The sequence below is a fragment of the Mesorhizobium sp. P2_B5 genome (assembly GCF_056404775.1).
This window is the reverse complement of the sequence record NZ_JBFUDJ010000001.1, coordinates 560,077-581,015: the sequence shown is the minus strand read 5'-3', so window position 1 is coordinate 581,015 and position 20,939 is coordinate 560,077. Positions and strand designations below refer to the sequence as shown.

The following is a 20,939-nucleotide window of genomic DNA, read 5'->3' as shown; positions in this document are numbered from 1 at the left end:
GCCACACGCACCGACAAAAAAGCCCGGCACATGGCCGGGCTTTCCGTTGAATGGGAGATTGTCGCTCAATTGCCGTCGATTGCGTCGGCGATCTGGGCGATGGCCTGCTGATAGACGCTGGCGGAATTCCAGCCGGCAATTGCGCCCATATTGGCACTTGCGCTCGCACCCGCCCGCCAGCCATGAGCCTTGAGGAAGTTGGCGGTGGACGCCAGCGCGGTCGCCTTGTCGCGCAGATTTGCGTTGCCGACCCCATACTTCAGGACATTGCCCGGCAGGAACTGAGTATGGCCGATCTCGCCATGCGCGGCACCCACCGACGAGGCGCTCAGCGCGCCGCGATCGACCAGCTTCAGCGCTGCAATGGCATGCGGGTAGAAGAATCCCGGGCGGCGGCAATCGTAAGCCAGCGTCAGGATGGCAGAGACCGTGTTCTGGTTGCCCAGGGAGGCACCGAAGCCGGTCTCCATGCCCCAGATGGCGAGCAACACGCCCGGCGAGACGCCGTAATTGCTCTCGATCCTGTCGAACATCGCCGCGTTCGACTTCTTCAGCGTACGGCCCTTGGAAATGATGGCAGCCCCGCCACGGCGCTTCATGAAAGCGTCCACCGAGCCGCTGAATGCCTTGTGGATGGCACGGTCGACGGAGATCGTCTTGGTCGCGTAGTTGGCACCGGCCAGAGCAGCCAGACCCTTCCCGCCGACACCCTCGGACCTGGCCTGTGCGGCGAAGTCCGACTTCCACGCGTCAAAGCCCGCGCCGGTCTTGCCGCAGCTGGCGGCCGCCTGCGCGCCCGTCGCCAGCGCAAATACCGCCACTGCCGCGGCCACAAAAACTCTTCCCTTGGCAAACAATGCCATGTTTCTCTCCTGATTGCCTGAATCACGTCCCGGTTGTGAACTTGCCAGTGAAACGCGCCATTGTCACCGTAGCCCCGGCGCCACGCTGGCCAATGCAGCGGAATTTGCCTACGATCAAGTGCTTATTGTGGCGGGGAACCCATGGAAGACGTTGATGTCGTCATCATCGGCGCCGGCTCAGCTGGCTTAGCTGCCGCCAGGACCATTCGTGCCGCAGGCCTTTCCTTCAAGCTGCTCGAAGCCATGGGCCGCATCGGCGGCCGCGCCTGGACCAGCGACCAGCATTTCGGCATCCCGTTCGACATCGGCTGCGCCTGGCTGCACGCCGCCGACCGCAATCCCTATTTTCCCGAAGCGCAGGCTGCCGGCTGGACGCTGCATCACCATGACATGAATGTCGACCATCTCTATTACCGCCAGCGCAAGGCGAGCGAGCAGGAGGAGGCAGAGATGAAGGCCGCCGATGCGCGGCTGTTCGAGCTGCTGGCCACGCATCAGGTCGAACAGGGCGACGACGACCGGCTGTCGACGCTTCTGGCCAAGGGCCAGGCGCCGCGCGCCGCCGCCACTTTCGCCGGACCGATGGATTTCGGCGCCGACGAGGACGAGATCTCGATCCGCGACTTCCAGGCCGCCGCCGATCTCGACCCGAACTATTTCAGCAAAGAAGGCTTCGGCGCGCTGGTCGCCCGCTTCGGCGCCGACCTGCCGGTCGAACTGTCAACTCCGGTGCGCAAGATCCTGTGGGATGTGCCGGGCGTCGCCTGCGTCACCGATCGCGGCACCGTGCGCGCCAAGGCGGTGATCGTCACCGCCTCGCCGGCCGTCCTCGCCTTCGAGGAGATCGAATTCTCGCCTGCACTTCCCGACGCGCATTTTGGCGCCTTCTTCGACCTGCCGATGGGCATGCTGACCAAGCTGCCCGTGGAGATCCGCGGCACCAGGCTCGGCCTGGAGCCCTTCGACGACCTGTTGATCGAACGCATGGCCCGGCACGACATCTATTTCCTGTGCTTCCCCTTCGACCTCGACCTGATGGTCGGTTTTGTCGGCGGCGACTTCGCCTGGGAAATGTCGGCGGCGGGCGAGGCGGCCGGCATCGACTTCGTCGTCGACCGGCTGTGCGGCATTTTCGGCAGCGACACCAGAAAGCATGTGGCACGCGCCATGATGACCAACTGGGGTGGCGAGCGCTTCGTGCGCGGGGCCTATGCCGCGGCCCGTCCCGGACGCTCGGAGGCCCGCGCAACGCTAATGCAGCCGGTGGCGGACAAGATATTCTTCGCCGGCGAGCATCTGGCTGGCCCGCTGATCCAGACCTGCGGCGGCGCGCGCCTGTCGGGTGAGAACGTGGCGCGGCAGGTCGCCGCCCGGCTGGCCGTGAAATAGCCCCGGCAAAAGGGGAACGCCCGCCGGTCACTGGCGTTTTGGGCCGCGCGCCGCGCGTACCATATAACTGCCGTGACGATTTGAGGCCGAGATGAAACTGTTCGACTGTCCGCATTGCGGCCACCGGCTCTATTTCGAGAACGCGCAGTGCCTGAGCTGCTCGAACCTCGTTCTCTACGACCCAGAGCATGCGCGCTTCGCCCTGTCTGATATCGACGGCATCTTCCACTGCACCAACGCCGATGAATGCGCCTGCAACTGGATGGCCGAGCCGGGCCACCCCTTCTGCCGCGCCTGCGTGCTGAACCAGCTGATCCCCGACCTCTCCGTCGACGGCAACCGCCGCCGCTGGATCCGCGTCGAGGCGGCCAAGAAGCGCGCCATCTATTCGCTGCTCGCCTTCGGCCTGCCGGTGGCGCCCAAGCAGAAGCCTGGCGACGAGATCGGGTTGGCCTTCGACTTCCTGGCCGACCCGATCGGCGGCGGTCCCGGCGGCGAACGCATCCTCACCGGTCACGACAACGGCCTAATCACACTCAATGTCGCCGAGGCGGACTCGGCCGAGCGCGAGCGACGGCGCGTCGAGATGGGCGAGAACTACCGCACGCTGCTCGGCCATTTCCGCCATGAGCTCGGCCACTATTATTGGGACCGGCTGATCCGCGACGACCCGCAACGGCTTGACGCCTTCCGGGCGCTGTTCGGCGACGAGCGCGCCGACTATGAGCAGGCGCTGCAGACCTACTACGCCAATGGCGCGGCGCCCGACTGGCAGCAGAACCACATCTCGGCCTACGCGACATCGCATCCGTGGGAGGACTGGGCGGAGACCTGGGCGCACCATCTGCACATCACCGACACGCTTGAGATGGTGCACGCGTTGAACTTTCCGCTCGGCCAGCTGGAGACGATGGAGGCCAATGTGTTGCCGCAGGGCGACACCGGTGGCCGCCTGCAGCCCGCCCCAGCCGAGCCTCACGCCGTGCCCGAGCCGTTCGAAAAGATCCTCGCCCGCTGGCTGGTGCTGTCGGAAGCCTCCAACTCAATCAACCGCTGCATGGGCCTGCCCGACCTCTATCCCTTCGTCATTTCGGACGTGACGGCGCAGAAACTCGCCTTCGTACATGAGCTTCTGACGGGTTTGCCGAAAGAAACCGGAATAAATCGTGAGCCGGCACAGGCATTTTAGCCGGAACGCATAAGGCCCGGTTTCGTTTCGGCTCGCGAGGGACCAACGAAAACGGAGCGAAATCATGAGACGCATACTGTTTCCGGCCGTCGCCGGGGCGCTTGTCGCCATGTCGGGTGCGGCACTCGCCGATACTGCCGTCTCGGCCGTCACCGATCTTAACGTGCGCGCCGGCCCCGGCCCGCAATATCCGGTGATCGGCGTGCTTGCCGCCGGCCAGTCGGCGACGCTCAATGGCTGCATCGAAAACAGCAAATGGTGCACCATCGCCGAAGCCGGCGGCCAGGGCTGGGTCTATTCCGACTACGTGACGGCCGATTTCGGCGGCAGCCGGGTCGTGCTGACGCGCCGCCCTGCCGACGCCGCCATCACCGTCGTTGCACCGCCGCAGGATGATTATCCCGACACCTATACCGGCGCGATACTTTCCGACGACGGCCCCATCGACGCCATCGACAGGCCGCCGGCGGAAGTCGGCACCTATGTCAGCACGCACCGGCTCGACCCGGTCTATCTCGACGGCGAGGTGGTGACAGGCGCGACCTTGCCTGACACCGTCGAACTGCGCGAAATCCCCGATTACCGCTACCGCTATGTCTATGTGAACGGCCAGCCTGCGCTGGTCGACCCGCAGACACGGCGCATCATGTATGTAGTGCGCTGATCGAGTCCCCGAAGGCGGTCCCCATCCGGCGGCCGCCTTCTCCCCGGTGTCGGCTTGGTCAGGCCGCTTGGAGCTGCTCTGTCGATCTCGGCCTTCCTGGCCTTGCTCCCGACGGCGAGGTCATAGCTCGCCTGCGCCGTCGCGGAACGATTATTCCGCACTGCAGCGAACGTTGCGCCGGCTTCGGGCCGGCCCCTAATCGATTGAAGCAATCGCCAGCCTTTTTGTCAGACTAAATGACGTTTCCAAAACGATTTTCTGGCTTTGACGCGGTGCAAAAAGAGCATTAGAAACCGGCTGTCTGAAGTCACACATGAAGGCGGCAAACGCCGCATTCCATTGCGGCTCCGGACTTCGAACTGGGGCAGCCATGAGCAAATCACCAGCCACCCGAACCGCCAGACGTGAACGGCCGCTCTCGCCGCATCTGACGATCTACCGCCCGCCGATCACCATGACGATGTCGATCGTCCATCGCATCACCGGCGGCGCGCTGTATTTCGGCACGCTCCTGGTCGCGGCCTGGCTGATGGCGGCGGCGAGTTCGCAAGGTGCCTTCGATTGGGTCAATTGGGCCTTCGGCACCTGGCTCGGCCGCCTCATCCTGTTCGGCTACACCTGGGCGCTGATGCACCATATGCTGGGCGGCGTGCGCCACCTCGTCTGGGACACCGGCGCCGGGCTCGAGAAACATACGGCATCGAAGATCGCCTGGACGACGCTGGCCGGCTCGGTTGCGCTCACGCTGCTGATCTGGGTCGCCGGCTATATGGCACGGGGAGCCTTGTGATGAGCGGCAGCAACAACGACATGCGCACGCCGCTGGCAAAAGTCCGTGGTCTTGGCTCGTCCCACGAGGGGACACAGCATTTCTGGCGCCAGCGGCTGACGGCGCTCGCCAACATTCCACTGACACTGTTCTTCGTCGGCTTCCTCATCGCGCTCAACGGCGCCGGCTATACCGAGGTGCGGGCAGCGCTCGCCAATCCGTTCGTGGCACTGGTGATGATTCTTTTCCTGATTTCCGGGCTTTACCATATGCGGCTCGGCATGCAGGTGATCATCGAGGACTATGTGATCAGCGAAGGCCTGAAGCTGCTGACGATCGCGCTCAGCACATTTTTCACCATAGCGGTCGGCGTCGCCTCGATCTTCGCCCTGCTCAAGCTCGCATTCGGAGGCTGAGTTGGCCAAGGACGCAAAATCAGCCAACCCGGCTTACACCTATGTCGACCACAAATTCGATGTCGTGATCGTCGGCGCAGGCGGCGCCGGCCTGCGCGCCACGCTCGGCATGGCCGAACAGGGCCTGCGCACCGCCTGCATCACCAAGGTGTTCCCGACCCGCTCGCACACGGTGGCGGCGCAGGGCGGCATTGCTGCTTCGCTTGCCAATATGGGTCCCGACAACTGGCAATGGCATCTCTTCGATACCGTCAAGGGTTCGGACTGGCTGGGCGACATAGACGCGCAGGAATACATGGTCCAGCAGGCGCCCGCCGCCGTCTACGAGCTCGAACATTACGGGGTGCCGTTCTCGCGCACCGAAGAGGGCAAGATCTATCAGCGGCCGTTCGGCGGCATGATGATGAATTTCGGCGAGGGCCCGCCCGTGCAGCGCACATGCGCTGCCGCCGACCGTACCGGCCACGCCATGCTGCACACGCTCTACGGCCAGTCGCTGAAGCACAACGCGCAGTTCTTCATCGAGTATTTCGCACTCGACCTGATCATGGAGCCGGACGGCACCTGCACCGGCGTCGTCGCCTGGAATCTCGATGACGGCACCATCCATCGCTTTTCGGCCAAGATGGTGGTGCTGGCGACGGGCGGTTACGGCCGCGCCTATTTCTCTGCGACGTCGGCGCACACCTGCACTGGCGATGGTGGCGGTATGGCCGCACGCGCCGGCTTCCCGCTGCAGGACATGGAATTCGTGCAGTTCCACCCGACCGGCATCTACGGCGCCGGCTGCCTGATCACCGAAGGCGCGCGCGGCGAGGGCGGCTATCTCGTCAATTCCGAGGGCGAGCGCTTCATGGAGCGCTATGCGCCGTCGGCCAAGGACCTTGCCTCACGCGACGTGGTGTCGCGCTGCATGACGCTGGAAATCCGCGAGGGGCGGGGCGTCGGCCCGAAGAAGGACCATATCTTCCTGCATCTCGATCATCTCGACCCGGCCGTCCTGCATGAGCGGCTACCCGGCATTTCGGAATCGGCCAAGATCTTCGCCGGCGTCGACCTGACCAAGGAGCCGATCCCGGTGCTGCCGACGGTGCACTACAATATGGGCGGCGTGCCGACCAATTACTGGGGCGAGGTGCTGAACCCGACAGGCGAAAATCCCGACCGGGTATCGCCCGGACTGATGGCGGTCGGCGAAGCCGGCTGCGCCTCGGTCCACGGCGCCAACCGGCTGGGCTCGAACTCGCTGATCGATCTCGTGGTGTTCGGCCGCGCCGCGGCGATCCGCGCCGGCCAGGTCATCGACCGCAACTCGGCGATCCCCGCGCCCAACGAAGCCTCGGTCGAAAGGATCATGGACCGCTTCGACCGGCTGCGTCATGCCAACGGCTCGACGCCGACCGCCGTGCTGCGTGAAAAGATGCAAAAGGCGATGCAGGAAGACGCAGCGGTGTTCCGCACCCAGGAATCGCTGGACAATGGCTGCAAGCGCATTTCGCAGATCTGGACCGAGCTCAAGGACGTCAAGGTCTTCGACCGTTCGATGATCTGGAACTCCGACCTGGTCGAGACGCTGGAGTTGGAAAATCTGATGGCCAACGCCATCACCACGGTCTACGGCGCCGCGGCGCGCAAGGAAAGTCGTGGCGCACACGCCCGCGAGGATTTCTCGGCGCGTGACGACACGACCTGGCGCAAGCATACGCTGGCCCACCTCAATGAGGACGGCAAGGTGAGCCTAAGCTACCGCCCCGTGCACACCGAGCCGCTACTGGCCGAGAAGGACGGCGGCATCAGCCTCGCCAAGATCGCGCCCAAGGCCAGGGTGTATTGACCATGGCGCTGTCGGCCTCGGGATATTCGGGCACGCCGCTTCCGGCCAAGCTTGGCCTGAAGGACGGGATGGTCGCGGCGTTCATCGCGCTGCCCGACGATCTCAGCGATCTCACGGAGGCCGTCGATTTCGCCCTGGTCGACCGGCTGGGCGACTGGTCGGCGATTTCGGGAACGTCCCTGAAATACGATGCCGTCCACGCCTTCACGCGGCAGCGCACCGAGATCGAGGATCGCCTCGGCGATGTCGAAGCGGCGATCAAACGCGGCGGCATGGTCTGGGTGTCCTGGCCGAAAAAGGCATCGAAAGTGCCGACCGATGTCACCGAAAGCGTCGTTCGCACTGAAGCGCTGAAGCGCGACCTGGTCGACGTCAAGGTCGCTGCCGTCAATGAAATCTGGTCCGGGCTGAAGCTCGTCATCCGAAAGGACCTGCGGTAATGGTCGAACTCACGCTTCCCAAGAACTCGAAGGTGCAGCCGGGCAAGACCTGGCCCAAGCCGGAGGGCGCCACCAACCTGCGGGAATATCGGATCTACCGCTGGTCGCCGGACGATGACGAGAACCCGCGCATCGACACCTATTTCGTCGACATGGACGATTGCGGACCGATGGTGCTCGACGCGCTTTTGTGGATTAAGAACAAGATCGACCCGACGCTGGCCTTGCGCCGCTCCTGCCGCGAAGGCATTTGCGGCTCCTGCGCCATGAACATAGACGGCTCCAACACGCTGGCCTGCACTAAGGGCTGCGACGACATTTCCGGCGCCGTCAAAGTCTATCCGCTGCCGCATATGCAGGTGGTCAAGGATCTGGTGCCCGACCTCACCAATTTCTACGCCCAGCATGCTTCTATCCAGCCCTGGCTGCAGACGGTTTCGCCGATGCCGGCCAAGGAGTGGCTGCAGAGCCATGAGGACCGCGAGAAGCTCGACGGACTCTACGAGTGCATCCTGTGCGCCTGCTGTTCGACCTCGTGCCCGAGCTACTGGTGGAATGGCGACCGCTATCTCGGCCCGGCAACGCTGCTGCAGGCCTATCGCTGGCTGATCGACAGCCGCGACGAAGCCAAGGGCGAGCGGCTCGACAATCTCGAAGACCCGTTCCGGCTCTATCGCTGCCACACCATCATGAACTGCGCCCAGACCTGTCCGAAGGGGTTGAACCCGGCCAAGGCGATTGCCGAAATCAAGAAGATGATGGTGGAGAGAAGGGTTTAGGCCCGGCGGGCCGCTCGCGGCGATCTCGAACGCAGCGATCCTTCGCGCCCCTCTGTCCTGCCGGCCATCTCCCCCACAGGTGGGGAGATTGGGCTGTCATCCCGTCGTTCGCCAATCTCCCAGGTTGAAGGATGGCGCGCTGTCGGCGAAGCTGGCGATCTCCCCTCATGTGGGGGAGATGTCCGGCAGGACAAAGGGGCTGTCCCGCCAGCCTCAGAAAGGATTGCAACCCAATGAGCGACGACCTTCCCATCCTTAATCCCGTCGAAGCTCGCGTGCTCGGCTGCCTGATCGAAAAGAAGGAGCTGACGCCTGACGTCTATCCGCTGACGCTGAATGCGGCACTTGCCGCAGCCAATCAGAAGACGGCGCGCGAGCCTGTCATGGCGCTGGAGCAGACGGAGGTGCACCGCGGGCTGAAGCTGCTCGAGCAGAAGGGGCTGGTGCGGCAGATGTTCGGTTCGCGCGTCGAGCGCTATGAGCATCAGATGGCGCAGCGCTTCTCGCTGACCACACCGCAGACCGCCTTACTCGGGCTGCTCCTGTTGCGTGGACCGCAGACGGCGCATGAGCTCCTGGCGCGAGCTGAGCGCATGGCGCGGTTCTCGTCGATCGAGGATTTGCGCGCCGAACTCGACATGCTGATCGGTCGCCGGCCGCCGCTGATCCAGGAAATCCCACGCGGGCCAGGCCAGCGCGAGGACCGCTACGTGCATCTGCTCGCTGGAGCGGTGGACGTCGCAGCATTATCGGTACAGCGCAGCGCGCAAGCCATGCCTGCTTCCGACCTGGAAGAGCGCGTGAGGGTGCTGGAAGAAGATGTTGCCGCGCTGCGCGCCCGGCTCGAAGCGCTGGGCGGGTAAGATTTCCGAAGTTAGCGCTGCCCCTCATCGCCCTGCCGGGCACTTCTCCCCGTATAGTGACGGGGAGAAGGAGGCCGGCCGCAACCGCGACGCATTTCTTGCAACGTTGGCGGTTGGCGAAACCGTCGATAACAGCATCCCTCGCCCCGTTTACGGGGAGAGGATGGCGGCAGCCAGGTGAGGGGCGGCGCTGACGGCGAAAGTACGGTGCAGACCCTGCCGGCCCTTCACCCCAATTTCGCGTCGAGCGACACCTTGATGGCCCCGAGCGCCTTCGAGACCGGGCATTCGGCCTTGGCCTTTTCGGCCAATTCCTTGAACTTCGCCGCGTCGATGCCCGGCACCTTGCCGACCAAAGTGATGGCGCTGCCGGTGATGCCGGTGCCGGGCACCAGGGTCACCACCGCCTTGGCGTCGAGTTCGGTGGCCGGCGTGCCGTTCTCGGCCAGGAAATGCGATAGCTGCATGGCGTAGCAGCCGGCGTGCGCGGCGGCGATCAACTCTTCGGGATTGGTGCCGGATTTGCCGCTCTCGTCCTCGAAACGTGCCTTGAACGAATAGGGGGTGCCCTTCAAGGCGCCGCTCTGCGTGTCGAGCGTGCCGTTGCCCTCTTTCAGATTGCCTTTCCAGACGGCGTTTGCGGTGCGGTCCATGAAGTCCTCCTTGATTGCAGCGATAGCGCCGGCCTGGCGGCGTTCCCATCAACTATAGCGCGGCGGCAGGGGAAGACCATCGCGCTGTTTTGGCGTGACTGCGGCGCCGCCGAGCCCTGCCGAATCTTTTTGAAAAAATCTGCGTGCAAAAATGTCGACTTGCACCTGCGCCGACCGTCCTGCGGGCGGCCACGGATTCTCGTGGCGGATGGAGGTACCCATGAACAATCTGTTTTCTGCCCATTGGAACAGCACCGGCGGAAGGCCGCAACACATCGACTGCTCGCGACCTTCCGGCTTCGGCCGGCTGCTTTTGGCGATCGCCATCATCGGTCTTGCGGTCTGCGTGCTCGACCACGTCTCCGCCGGCAGGGCTGCAACCGGCACGTTGATCGCCTATGGTTCGTCCGAGCAAGGGAGCTGGAAATGAAATATGTCTGTCTGGTCTACGGCGAGGAAAAAGATCTCCATGCCATGACGCCGCAGCGTCTGGCCAAGCTCGACGCCGATTCGATGGCCTATGACCGGTCACTGGATCAGCAAGGCAAGCTCATCATCGCGCAGGCGCTGCAATCGGTGAAAACGTCGAAGACGGTGCGGCGGCGCCAGGGCAAGCGGCTGATCACGGACGGCCCCTTCGCCGAAACCAAGGAGCAATTGCTCGGTTTCGTCATGATCGAGGCCGATACTCTCGACGCGGCGCTGGAGATCGCCGGCGAGATTCCTCTGGCCGAAATCGGTACCATCGAGGTGCGGGCGATCTACGACGTGCCTGGGTCATAAGAAGGTCGGAGCGCTTCGTCGGCCGCGCGTGGGCAGACTCACGCCGGTCGGCGGATCATGTCGGCTGCCTTTTCGGCGATCATCACCACCGGCGAGGCTGTGTTGCCGGAAACGATGCGCGGCATGATCGAGGCGTCGATGACGCGCAGGCTCTCGACGCCGGTGACGCGCAAATCCGGCCTGACGACGGCGCGGTCGTCGACGCCCATCCGGCAGGTGCCGACGGGATGGAAGATCGTCGTCGCGATCGAGCCGATCTGGTGCAGCAAATCATCGTCGGACTGGTGGGCAAGACCGGGCAAGATTTCTTCCGGATGGAAGGCTTCAAGCGCCTTGGCAGTCATGATCGAGCGTGCCTGGCGCACCGAGCGCAGCGCAATCTCGCGGTCGCGCACCGTGGACAGATAATTCAACCGGATTTCCGGCTGCACGGCCAGTTCGCGCGTCGTGGCGTGCACGGAGCCGACGCTGTCGGGCCGCAGATTGCAGACCGACATGGTGATCGCCGGGAACGGATGCAGCGGGTCGCCCAGCCGGTCGGTCGACAGCGGCTGGACATGATATTCCAGGTCCGGCGTCGCCATCGACGGATCGGATTTGCTGAACATGCCGAACTGGCTCGGCGCCATCGACATCGGCCCCGATCGGGCAAAGGCATATTGCAGCGCGATGCGCGCCTTGCCGGTCAGACTGTTGGCAAGGGTGTTGAGGGTCAGCGCCGACGACACTTTGTAGACGGTGCGGATCTGCAGGTGGTCCTGCAGGTTTTCGCCTACATCGGGGCTGGCGTGCACCACGTCGACGCCGAGTGCGGCGAGGCGATCCGGCTGGCCGACGCCGGAAAGCTCGAGCAGTTTCGGCGTGTTGATCGAGCCTGCCGTCAGCAGCACCTCACTTCCGGCCTTTGCCTCGATGGCTTCGCCGCCGGCGAGATAGCGGACGCCGATCGCGCGCTTGCCGTCAAACAGCACCTTCTCGACATGCGCGTTGACAACCAGCCGAAGGTTGGGCCGCCGCAGCACCGGGCGCAGGAACGCCTTGGCCGTGTTCCAGCGCACGCCCTTGCTCTGGTTCACTTCGAAGAAGCCGGAGCCCTCATTGTCGCCGTCGTTGAAGTCCTCGCGCGGCATGATGCCGAATTCCTTCGCGGCTTCCTGCACCGTGTTGAGGATCGGCCAGGACAGGCGTTGCCGCGCCACTTTCCATTCGCCGCCGGAACCATGCAGCCTGGTCTTGCCGCCATGATGGTCCTCGGATTTGAGGAAGTAGGGCAGCACATCGTCCCAGCCCCAGCCGACATTGCCCATCTGCCGCCAGCCATCGTAATCCGCCGCCTGGCCGCGCATGTAGATCATGCCGTTGACCGAGGTGCAGCCACCCAGCACCTTGCCCCGGGGATAGACCAGCGAGCGGCCGTTCAGGCCTGCTTCCGGGGCGGTCTTCATCATCCAGTCGGTGCGCGGATTGCCGATGCAATAGAGATAGCCGACGGGGATATGCACCCAGTGGTAATTGTCGCTGCCGCCGGCCTCGAGCAAAAGCACGCGTGTCGCCGGGTTTTCGCTCAGGCGGTTGGCCAGCACGCAGCCGGCGGTGCCCGCGCCGACGATGATGTAGTCGTAGTCGCCATCGAGCCGTTGGGTCATTGCGGTGTTCTACTCGGTTCTGCGGCCTGTTCGGCCCAGAACGATCGCAGCGTATCGGCGAGGCCGCAATAGGCGCGATAACGCCTGTTGTAATGGTCCCGCATGGCGGGGTCCGGCCGATAGGCGGCGCTTGACCGGGTCATGGCGTCGACGCCGGCTTCATAGTCGGCGAACAGGCCGACCGCGACGCCGGCGCCGATGGCCGCGCCGAGCGCGCCGGTCTCGCGCGCTTCGGGTACGGTGATCGGCACGCCAAGCCCGTCGGCGAAGATTTGCGGCCAGTGTTCGCTGCGCGAGCCGCCGCCCGACAGCACAGCCTTGTCGAAGCCGACGCCGGCGTTCTTCAACACGTCGATGTGGCGCCTGTGCTCGAACATCACGCCTTCGAACAGCGCACGCAGCAAATGGCCTTCTTTGTGCCAGCCGGCGAGGCCGTAGAAGCCGGCGCGGAATTCCGCGCCTTGCCCCGAGCCGTAGAGAAACGGATGGAAAATCGGATCGTCCCAGGCCGGCGTCACCGCACCGACCGCCGCGTTGCAGTGAGCGAAGGGGTCGTGATGGTGATTGCTGCGCTCGACGAATTCGCGCACATACCATTCGAGATTGGCGGCCGATGTCGCGCTGGATTCGATGTTGGCGAAGCGGCCGGGGCCGAAGCGTGCCACCATGAAAACATTGGGGTCGACCACCGGCGCGGTCGAGAAAACCTGATTGACCGACCAGGTGCCGGCGATGACAGAGGCTTCGCCGGGCCGCACGACGCCGGCGCCCATGGCGCTGGCGACAACGTCGAAATAGCCCGCAATGACCGGCGTGCCTTCAGCCAGCCCGGTCTCCTCAGCTGCCTTCGCGGTCACCGCACCGGCAATGTCGGCGCTGTCCAACAATCGCGGCAGTTTGGCTTGCGCATCTTCAATGCCGTAAAGTGCGAGAAGCTCGGCATCGTAGACGCCTTCGGGCATGCGGACGAGGCCACAACCGGACATGTCGGAGACATCGCTCACTCGCTCACCCGTCAGGCGAAATGTGATGAAATCCTTGCACAGCATCGCCGTGCCGGTCGCGGCATAGAGGTCCGGTGCGTGCTGCTTGACCCAGGCCAGCAAGGCCGGGGTCTGCGCCGGCCACGGCTTTTGCAGGCAGATGGCGTGCAGTGCCTCGGCGTTGCGCGACGCCAGCGTCGTCGCCGTGCCGGCGGCGCGTGTATCGAGCGACTGGATGCCGATCAGCGGGGCGCCGGCGCGGTCGATCAGATAGAGGCCATTGCCATGGCCGGCGCAGCCGATGGCAGCGATCTCACGCGCATCGATGCCGGCCTGCGCCATGCAGGCGCGGATGGCGTCGCGCGCATCGGCCCACATGCCGCCGAGGTCGCGCTCGACATAACCGGGTTGCGGCGTGTGCGAGCGGCCGGCGACGGCATGCATGGCGAGCTGCCGACCGGTTTGGTCGAACAGCACCGCCTTGATGATGGTGTTGCCGGCGTCGAGGCCGAGCAGATATGCGGCTTGATCAGCCATTGTTATAGATGTCCCAGGCCTCTTCGCCGCCGGCGTCGTTGTGGATCATCGCCATCAGCGCGTTGACCACCGCCTTCGGCTTGGCATGCTGATAGATGTTGCGGCCATAGACCAGCCCTTTGGCGCCTTGCCTGAGCAGGGCCGACGATTTCGCCAGCACCGTCTTGAGGTCATCCTTGCCGCCGCCACGAACCAGGACCGGCACGCGCGCTGCCTCGACGACGCGGTGGAAATCCTCCGGCCGGTCAGTCGGGTCGGCCTTGATGATGTCGGCGCCCATTTCGGCGGCGAGCCGCACCAGGGTCACGATCTTCTCGGCGTCGCCATCGACCTCGTAGCCGCCCCTGATATCGTTGGGCAGCATCACCAGCGGCTCGATCATCAGGGGCATGCCGTAGCGGTGACAGGCAGCGCGGACCTTGCTGATGTTTTCGACGCATTGGCGAAACAGCTCTGGCTCGTCCGGCAGCATGAACAGGTTGACGACAACGCAGGCCGCGTCCATCTCCAGCGCGCCGATGATCGGCTCATCATGGTTCTGCAGCATCGACCACATCACCCGGTGGCGCTCAGCGTTATAGGGATTGCCCATGTCGATGCGCATGACCAGGGCCGGCTTGTCCTCGTCCGGCCGTGATTGCAGGAGATCGGCCTGGCCGTAAGCGAGCTGTAGCGCGTCGGGGCCTGCCGCGATCAGCGTGTCGATGACCCTGGGCATGTCCTCCAGGCCGACGAGGAAACCGGGCTCATTGCAGACGCCGTGATCGAGCGCCACGTCGAGGCAATTGCCGTTGGTGAACATCCGGTTCATCCGGGCTTTGGCGCTGAGTTTCATTTTGTGCTCCTGAGATCGTGCGTTGGTCGAGCATCTCTTGCGAGACGCCGTGATAGGTGTCGAGTTCGGCGATCAGGTTTTTTATCTCGTCGTCGCGATGCTGGTGGTTCCAGCCGCGCTCGGCGGCCAGAGCATCGGCGATGCGCTCGATCGACACGATCGAGATGTCGCCGGCAATGGCAAGCGAGGTGCGACGCAGGACAAGGTCCGACAGGCAGGTCACGAACTCATGCCGGATGAGGTAGACGATCTCGGCCGCCGTGGTTTCGGTCCGGTCGTCCAGCCTGATATCGTCGGGACGTCCGAGACAGAACAGGATGATGTCGCGCGCGCCGCTGCCGTAACGATCGACGAGATAGGCGGCGCGTTCGCCGCTGATCGCAAACTCACCCGCCAGATCGGCAGCCAGCGACGCCGGGTGTGCGGGGAATCCGAGGCCGCCACCGATCGGCAGGGTCAGCGTGCCGCAAAGGCGTTCGCGGCCAAGCTCGGCCAGCACTTCGTCGGCCGCCTGTTCGGCGAAGGCGCGGAAGGTCGTCCACTTGCCGCCGATCATGCAGAATTGCGGGATGTCGCCGGCAATGCGATGCACGGAATGGCCACGCGAGATCCGGCCGGTGAAGGCATGGTCGCTCTTCGGCAATGGCCGGATGCCGCTATAGGTGAAGACGACATCGGCGGCATTGACAGGAATGGACGGGAAGACCAGGCGCGCCGCCGCCAATATGTAGTCGGTCTCGGCCGGTTCGCAGCGCACGCGCCCGGCTTGGCTGACGCGGATATCCGTCGAACCGACCAGCACCTTGCCGAGATAGGGAAACATGATGCAGACGCGGCCGTCGGCATTCTCAAAGAAGATCATGTGGCCGCCGAGCGCCTGGTATAGTGGCTCGTTATCGAGGATGAGATGCGAGCCCTTGGTGCCTTCGACCAAGGGCGCTGCCGGCTTTTCGGAGGCGTCGAGGCGGGCGATCGCCGAATCCAGCCACGCACCTGTCGCATTGACGATCGCCTTGGCGGTGATGATGAAACGTTCTCCACCCGCCGTGTCGGTGAGTTCGAAGGCCGAGCCCACCCGCGCGATCTCTGCGCGGTTGAGCGCAAGGCTGTCGGGCGCCAGACGTGCGGTGTCGCGCAGCAATTCGATGCCGAGCCGTTCGGGATAGCTGATCCAGGCGTCGTAGTAGGTGGCGGAAAAGCGCAGTTTCGGGTCGAGCGCCGGCCATTGCGCGAGTGTCGCTTTGGCGCCGCGGAAATTGTGACGCGGCAGAACGCGGCGCTTGCGCGTCGTCCAGTCGTAGAGCGCCAGTCCGGCCTTGATCGCCAGCGCGCCGCGGCTGGAAGGCGTTTCCGAAAGCCCGAGAAAGCCGGCCGCGCCGTTCATCAGCCCGGAGAAGACGGATCGGATCGGAATTGTCGTCGGCAGCGGCCGCACCATATGCGGCGCATTGGCCAGCAGCGCGTCGCGTTCGCGCAGCGATTCCTGCACCAGGCCGAACTCGCCATTTTCGAGATAGCGCAGGCCGCCATGGATCATGCGCGAAGGGGCGGCGCTGCAGCCGGAGCAGAAATCGTTGCGCTCGACCAGCAGTACCCTCAGGCCCTGCAGCGCCAGCTCGCGAAAGACGCCGATGCCGTTGATGCCGCCGCCCACGACGACGACATCGAACGCGCCGTTGCGGCGGATCGTCTCGAGGATGACGGTTCTCTGGTCAGGCATGGCTTTGCCGGGCAAGGTTGGCCGTTCTGCCGTCCGGTGGGCGGCAGCTCAACTGGTTTCGGTTATGGATGGCGTCAGGCGTCGAGTTTGGTCAGATGGCGGCTGGCTGCCTCACTGATCTGGTTCAACTCTTCACCGGACAATCTGATGCGGCCGGCTTGTGCGTTTTCCCTGGCCTGCTGCGGGCTGCGCGCGCCGCAGAGCGAGAAGGTGATGCCCGGCTGCTGCAGCGTCCAGGCGATGACCACCTGCGCCTCGCTGGCGCCGTGCGCCTCGGCGATCGGCCGGATCGCCTCCATCAGCGCTGCAACTTTGCGTCGATTGGCCAGCGAGAAGCGCGGATTGTCCTTGCGCTGATCGTCGCCGGTAAAGACGCGGTCCGGACCGATCTTGCCCGAGAGAAGGCCGAGCGCCAGCGAGGAATAGCTGAGCACCGACACGTTATTTGCCGCGCAGAAGGGCAACAGGTCGCGCTCCATGTCGCGCACCACCATGCTGTATTCCTGTTGGACGGCGTCGAGCTGGCCAGCCGCGAGATAGGCCTGCACGTCGGCAACGCTGACATTGCTGGCGCCGATGGAGCGGATCTTGCCCTGGGCTTTGAGCCGGTCGAGCGCTTCCATCGTCTCGGCGACCGGCGTCGTCGGATCCTGCCAGTGGGTGATGTAATGGTCGATATGGTCGGTACCGAGGCGGCGCAGGCTCTGCTCCACCTCATAGACCACCGAGTCGGCGCCGAGATAACGATGCACCGGCACGCCGTCATAATCGAAGAAGTGGTTGCCCTTCTTCGTGTGCCAGACCAGCCCAAGTTTGGTGGCGAGCACTACCTTGTCGCGGCGGCCCTTGATCGCCTTGCCGACGATTTCCTCTGACAGGCCCTGCCCATAGGCCGGCGCGGTGTCGATCAGCGAAACGCCTTCGTCGATCGAGGCGCGGATGGTGTCGATGGACTGTGCCTCGTCGGTGCCGCCCCACATCCAACCGCCGATGGCCCAGGTGCCTAGGCCAATCGCGGAGGCGGAGATTCCCGACGCGCCAATGGTGCGCGTCAACATTTCAGGCGACATTGCGTATGCTCCCCGCATTGCTCAGGACTGCGTTGGCCGTCTCTTCGTCGACGACCAGTGATTTCAGATAACCGCCGCGCAGTGCGGCGCGTATCGGCCAGACTTTTTCGGCGCCGCTGGCCACGCCCATCACGGACCGGCAGCGGCCGAGCTCCGAAGGCGCCAGCGCCACAAGGCGGTCATTGGGCGGGTAGTCGGCCAGCGTGCCGTCGTCGCGGATGAGATGCGCAAGGAACTCACCGACCGCACCGCTGGCGGCGAGCTTTTCGCGATCGGGGTCGAGGCCCGGGTGGAGGTCGTAATAGCTCGATCCCGGCGTCTGGATCGACCCGACGCCGACGAGCGCGATCGCGGCCTTGCGCGCCAGGTCGAAGATTTCGCGCACCGAGGCCATCTGCAGCAGCAGATCGCGCTGCTCGCGGCTTTCGGCGAACAGCGGCGCATGCAAGAGCATGCTGGAGCCGCCGAGCCGCTCGGCCAGCCGCGTCGCCAGATGGTTGACGTCGGTATAGTGCTTACCCTGCACACCGCCGGTCAGCGGCACGACGGTGATGTCGAAGGCGCGCTCCGGCTGCAGGTTCTCGACCAGGGCGCTGATCGCCTTGCCGCCGGTAATGGCGATGACGTCGCCGTCACGCAAGGTCTCGAGCAGCTGGTTGGCCGCCGCGCGTCCCACCTGCTGCAGCGTGCTGTCGGGACTGCCGGCCACGGTTGGCGTCACGATCGCGCCCGCCAATTGGGCGACTTCGATCAATTGCTTTTCGATATCGACCAAACGCTGGAACGGGCTCTCGACCGCGATCCTCAGCATGCCGAGCTTGCGACCCTGGGCAATCAGGCGATTGACCTTGGACGCCGACAGATTGAGCGCCGCGGCTATGTCGTTCTGCTTCATGCCGTCGACGAAGTGCAGCACCAGCACCGTGTGGATCTGCCGGATCGCCTCGAAATCTTCCCTGCCGTCCGCCATCTCAGCCCCGCCGCTTGTTGAAGTAGTAATCGGCGGTGACCGCCGTCAGCAGAATGGACCCGCGGATGATGTCCTGCCAATAGACGGACACGTCGAGCAGGGCTAGCGAGCTTGAAACGACGGAGAGCAGGATGGTGCCGAGGATGGCGCCGAGAATTGTGCCGGAGCCGCCGGTCAGGCTGGCGCCGCCGATCACCGCCGCGGCAATGACGTTCAGCTCCATGCCGGCGCCGAATGTCGGCTGGGCCGAACCGAAGCGGGCCATGTAGATGACCCCGGCAAAGCCGCACAGCGTCGAGCAGAGCGTCGTCGTCAGGAACACGACCTTCTTGGTGCGGATGCCGGAATAGGCCGCCGCCTTCTCATTGCTGCCGGTATAGAAGACTTTGCGGAACATCGTCGTGCGGCGCAGCATGAAGTCGGACAGGACGGTGAAGACGATGAAGATGATGATGACGACCGGAATGCCGCCAATGGCGCCCTGGCCGATGAATTTGAACTCGGGCGGCAGCGTATAGAGCCCGAGCGGCCGGCCGCCGGTGCCGAGCAGGCAGAGGCCGCGTGCAATCACCATCACCGCCAGCGAGACGATGAAGTGGTGCAGCCCCACTCTGGTGACGAAGAACCCCATGAAGGCGCCGATGCCGGCGCAGGCTGCAATCGCTGCCAGTGACGCCAGCCAGGGGTCGACACCGCCGAGGAACAGCAGGCCGGCGATCACCATGGCGAGTGCGGTGACCGAGCCGACCGAAAGGTCGATGCCGCCCGAAATCAGCAGGATGGTCATGCCGACGACGACAATGCCTTCGACCGCGAAGGCCATCGCCATCGCCCGCATATTGTCCCAGGTCAGGAAATAGGGTGAAGCGAACGACATGACGGCAAACAGCACGGCGATGATCAGGATCAGGCCGATCTCGCGCATCCTGATCAGGCCGCCAAGCCTTTCGCCGAGACCCATCCGGGCGGCTCGCGTCGCGCTGTCCATGCTTTCCCCCACGATGCTCATGCGGCGCTCCGTTCCCGGTCTTCATCGGCAAGCGATGCCAGGACCATGATGTTTTCTTCCGTCATCGCGTCGCCGGTGACCTCGCCGGTGATACGGCCCTCGCGCACGATAAGCACCCGGTCGCAGACGCCGATCAGTTCCGGCAACTCGGACGAGATGACCACGATGCCGACGCCGTCACGCGCCAGCTTGCGCAGGATGCGGTGGATCTCGGCCTTGGCGCCGACATCGACGCCGCGCGTCGGCTCGTCGAGGAAGATCACCTTGGGGTCGACCGACAGCATCTTGGCGATCGCCACCTTCTGCTGGTTGCCGCCCGACAGCGTCGAAACCGGCTGCCCGACATGGCCGCATTTCAGCGACAGCTGCCTGCCGATGGTCTCGGCCCGCTGCTTCTCGCGCCGCTCGTTGATGAGGCCGAAGCGGGTGGCGATGCGGTCGACCGCGAGTGCTGAGATGTTGGCGGCGATCGACATGTCGAGGAACAGCCCGTCGCCCTTGCGGTCCTCCGAGAGGTAGACGATCCCTGCGGCGATGCTGTCGCCATAGTGGGTCAGCGACAGCGGCTTGCCGTGCAGGCTGACATCGCCGGTGACCTGACCCTCCAGCCGGCAGATGCCCTTGACGATCTCGCTGCGGCCGGCGCCGATCAGGCCGCCAATGCCGAGGATCTCGCCCTTGCGCAGCTGGAAGCTGATGTCGCGAAAGGTGCGAGCCTCGCAGAGGTTGCTGACCTCGAGCAGGATGTCTTCGGACCTTTCGTCGTCGCGCAGCTTCTCGGGATAGAGGCTGTCGATGACGCGGCCAACCATGGACGCCACCACCTGTTCGGGCGTCGTCGCTGGGATGTCGAGCGTGGTGATGTACTGGCCGTCGCGCAGCACCGTGACGCGGTCGCAATTGTCGAAGATCTCGGCCATGCGGTGCGAGATATAGATGATGCCGATGCCTTCGCCGGCAAGCTGGTGAATGATCTCGAACAGTTTCTTGGCCTCGCGCTCGGTCAGCGCTGCGGTCGGTTCGTCGAAGATGAGGATGCGGCAGTCGAGCGTCAGCGCCTTGGCGATCTCGACCAGCTGCTGCTGGGAAATCGACAGGCTGCGCACCATCGCGGTCGGATCGATGTTGCCGAGCCGCGCCAGGATTGCCGCTGCGCGTTTCTCGAGGTCGCGGTAGTTCATCAGCAGCGCCTCGCTGGCGTTGGTGATCGACATGAAGATGTTTTCGGCCACCGAGACATCGGGGCAGAGCGCAATCTCCTGATGCACGAAGCCGATGCCGAGCTTCTGCGCCGCCAGCGGCGAGGGGATCGACACGGAGCGGCCGTCGACCTGGATGTCGCCGCTGTCGGGCGGCAGGATGCCGTCGATGACCTTCATCAGCGTCGACTTGCCGGCGCCGTTCTCGCCGGCGATGGCGTGGATTTCGCCGGCGCGCAGCTCGAAGGAGACATCACGCAACGCCCGGACAGGGCCGAACGATTTGCTGAGGCCGGATATTGTGAGAAGGGCCGGAGTTTCCACTTGT

Annotated in this window: 21 protein-coding genes; 11 read left to right on the top strand and 10 right to left on the bottom strand. The window is 64.5% G+C overall.

Annotated features, from left to right (window positions below; translation table 11 throughout):
* Positions 1-65: 65 nt before the first annotated feature.
* Positions 66-863 (bottom strand): lytic murein transglycosylase, encoded by a 798-nt coding sequence (locus AC1D1N_RS02935; protein WP_436262332.1) that lies wholly within the window; start codon positions 861-863, stop codon positions 66-68.
* 141 nt (positions 864-1,004) lie between these two features.
* Between AC1D1N_RS02935 and AC1D1N_RS02930 the strand changes: the two genes are divergently transcribed.
* The 9 genes from AC1D1N_RS02930 (at position 1,005) to AC1D1N_RS02890 (ending at position 9,206) form a co-directional block, all read left to right on the top strand.
* The gene (locus AC1D1N_RS02930; protein WP_477346492.1) at positions 1,005-2,252 is read left to right on the top strand and encodes a flavin monoamine oxidase family protein; all 1,248 of its coding nucleotides are present in this window, start codon (positions 1,005-1,007) and stop codon (positions 2,250-2,252) included.
* A gap of 91 nt (positions 2,253-2,343) precedes the next feature.
* Complete coding sequence (locus AC1D1N_RS02925) at positions 2,344-3,441, top strand: zinc-binding metallopeptidase family protein (RefSeq protein WP_477346490.1); 1,098 nt, start codon at positions 2,344-2,346, stop codon at positions 3,439-3,441.
* Between the two features lie 64 nt (positions 3,442-3,505).
* Positions 3,506-4,105 (top strand): DUF1236 domain-containing protein, encoded by a 600-nt coding sequence (locus AC1D1N_RS02920; RefSeq protein ID WP_112560060.1) that lies wholly within the window; start codon positions 3,506-3,508, stop codon positions 4,103-4,105.
* Between the two features lie 370 nt (positions 4,106-4,475).
* Entirely contained in the window at positions 4,476-4,895 is a 420-nt protein-coding gene (gene sdhC / locus AC1D1N_RS02915; RefSeq protein ID WP_477346487.1) for a succinate dehydrogenase, cytochrome b556 subunit, read from the top strand.
* On the top strand, positions 4,895-5,290 hold the full coding sequence (gene sdhD / locus AC1D1N_RS02910) for a succinate dehydrogenase, hydrophobic membrane anchor protein (protein ID WP_192254711.1): 396 nt from the start codon (positions 4,895-4,897) through the stop codon (positions 5,288-5,290). The genes sdhC and sdhD overlap by 1 nt, the downstream gene beginning before the upstream one ends.
* A gap of 1 nt (position 5,291) precedes the next feature.
* Complete coding sequence (gene sdhA, locus AC1D1N_RS02905) at positions 5,292-7,124, top strand: succinate dehydrogenase flavoprotein subunit (RefSeq protein ID WP_477346485.1); 1,833 nt, start codon at positions 5,292-5,294, stop codon at positions 7,122-7,124.
* A 2-nt stretch (positions 7,125-7,126) separates the two neighbouring features.
* Positions 7,127-7,564, top strand: coding sequence for a DUF3052 family protein (locus AC1D1N_RS02900; protein WP_477346483.1), 438 nt, complete (start codon positions 7,127-7,129; stop codon positions 7,562-7,564).
* Complete coding sequence (locus AC1D1N_RS02895) at positions 7,564-8,343, top strand: succinate dehydrogenase iron-sulfur subunit (RefSeq protein WP_477346481.1); 780 nt, start codon at positions 7,564-7,566, stop codon at positions 8,341-8,343. Before AC1D1N_RS02900 ends, AC1D1N_RS02895 begins: the two co-directional genes overlap by 1 nt.
* Positions 8,344-8,576: 233 nt before the next feature.
* On the top strand, positions 8,577-9,206 hold the full coding sequence (locus AC1D1N_RS02890; RefSeq protein ID WP_477346479.1) for a YceH family protein: 630 nt from the start codon (positions 8,577-8,579) through the stop codon (positions 9,204-9,206).
* 227 nt (positions 9,207-9,433) lie between these two features.
* Here the strand turns inward: AC1D1N_RS02890 and AC1D1N_RS02885 are convergent, their stop codons facing one another.
* Entirely contained in the window at positions 9,434-9,859 is a 426-nt protein-coding gene (locus AC1D1N_RS02885; protein ID WP_112560053.1) for an OsmC family protein, read from the bottom strand.
* A gap of 220 nt (positions 9,860-10,079) precedes the next feature.
* Between AC1D1N_RS02885 and AC1D1N_RS02880 the strand changes: the two genes are divergently transcribed.
* Positions 10,080-10,289 carry a hypothetical protein gene (locus tag AC1D1N_RS02880; protein ID WP_112560052.1) on the top strand — a complete coding sequence of 70 codons (210 nt, stop codon included), beginning with the start codon at positions 10,080-10,082 and terminating at the stop codon, positions 10,287-10,289.
* On the top strand, positions 10,286-10,642 hold the full coding sequence (locus AC1D1N_RS02875) for a YciI family protein (RefSeq protein ID WP_112560051.1): 357 nt from the start codon (positions 10,286-10,288) through the stop codon (positions 10,640-10,642). Before AC1D1N_RS02880 ends, AC1D1N_RS02875 begins: the two co-directional genes overlap by 4 nt.
* Before the next feature lie 38 nt (positions 10,643-10,680).
* Here the strand turns inward: AC1D1N_RS02875 and AC1D1N_RS02870 are convergent, their stop codons facing one another.
* The 8 genes from AC1D1N_RS02870 to AC1D1N_RS02835 all read right to left on the bottom strand — a co-directional run bounded on the left by AC1D1N_RS02870 (position 10,681) and on the right by AC1D1N_RS02835 (position 20,935).
* Positions 10,681-12,288 (bottom strand): GMC family oxidoreductase, encoded by a 1,608-nt coding sequence (locus AC1D1N_RS02870; RefSeq protein WP_477346476.1) that lies wholly within the window; start codon positions 12,286-12,288, stop codon positions 10,681-10,683.
* Positions 12,285-13,808, bottom strand: coding sequence for an FGGY-family carbohydrate kinase (locus AC1D1N_RS02865; RefSeq protein ID WP_477346474.1), 1,524 nt, complete (start codon positions 13,806-13,808; stop codon positions 12,285-12,287). The genes AC1D1N_RS02870 and AC1D1N_RS02865 overlap by 4 nt, the downstream gene beginning before the upstream one ends.
* Positions 13,801-14,643 (bottom strand): class I fructose-bisphosphate aldolase, encoded by an 843-nt coding sequence (locus AC1D1N_RS02860; protein ID WP_477346472.1) that lies wholly within the window; start codon positions 14,641-14,643, stop codon positions 13,801-13,803. Before AC1D1N_RS02860 ends, AC1D1N_RS02865 begins: the two co-directional genes overlap by 8 nt.
* The gene (locus AC1D1N_RS02855) at positions 14,555-16,363 is read right to left on the bottom strand and encodes a glycerol-3-phosphate dehydrogenase/oxidase (protein ID WP_477346470.1); all 1,809 of its coding nucleotides are present in this window, start codon (positions 16,361-16,363) and stop codon (positions 14,555-14,557) included. Before AC1D1N_RS02855 ends, AC1D1N_RS02860 begins: the two co-directional genes overlap by 89 nt.
* 74 nt (positions 16,364-16,437) lie before the next feature.
* Positions 16,438-17,433 carry an aldo/keto reductase gene (locus AC1D1N_RS02850; RefSeq protein ID WP_436262322.1) on the bottom strand — a complete coding sequence of 332 codons (996 nt, stop codon included), beginning with the start codon at positions 17,431-17,433 and terminating at the stop codon, positions 16,438-16,440.
* Positions 17,423-18,403 carry a sugar-binding transcriptional regulator gene (locus AC1D1N_RS02845; RefSeq protein WP_436262321.1) on the bottom strand — a complete coding sequence of 327 codons (981 nt, stop codon included), beginning with the start codon at positions 18,401-18,403 and terminating at the stop codon, positions 17,423-17,425. Before AC1D1N_RS02845 ends, AC1D1N_RS02850 begins: the two co-directional genes overlap by 11 nt.
* A gap of 1 nt (position 18,404) precedes the next feature.
* Entirely contained in the window at positions 18,405-19,364 is a 960-nt protein-coding gene (locus AC1D1N_RS02840) for an ABC transporter permease (RefSeq protein ID WP_352557084.1), read from the bottom strand.
* A 44-nt stretch (positions 19,365-19,408) separates the two neighbouring features.
* Positions 19,409-20,935: a sugar ABC transporter ATP-binding protein gene (locus tag AC1D1N_RS02835; RefSeq protein ID WP_436262320.1), complete on the bottom strand. Its 1,527-nt coding sequence runs from the start codon at positions 20,933-20,935 to the stop codon at positions 19,409-19,411.
* Positions 20,936-20,939: the final 4 nt, after the last annotated feature.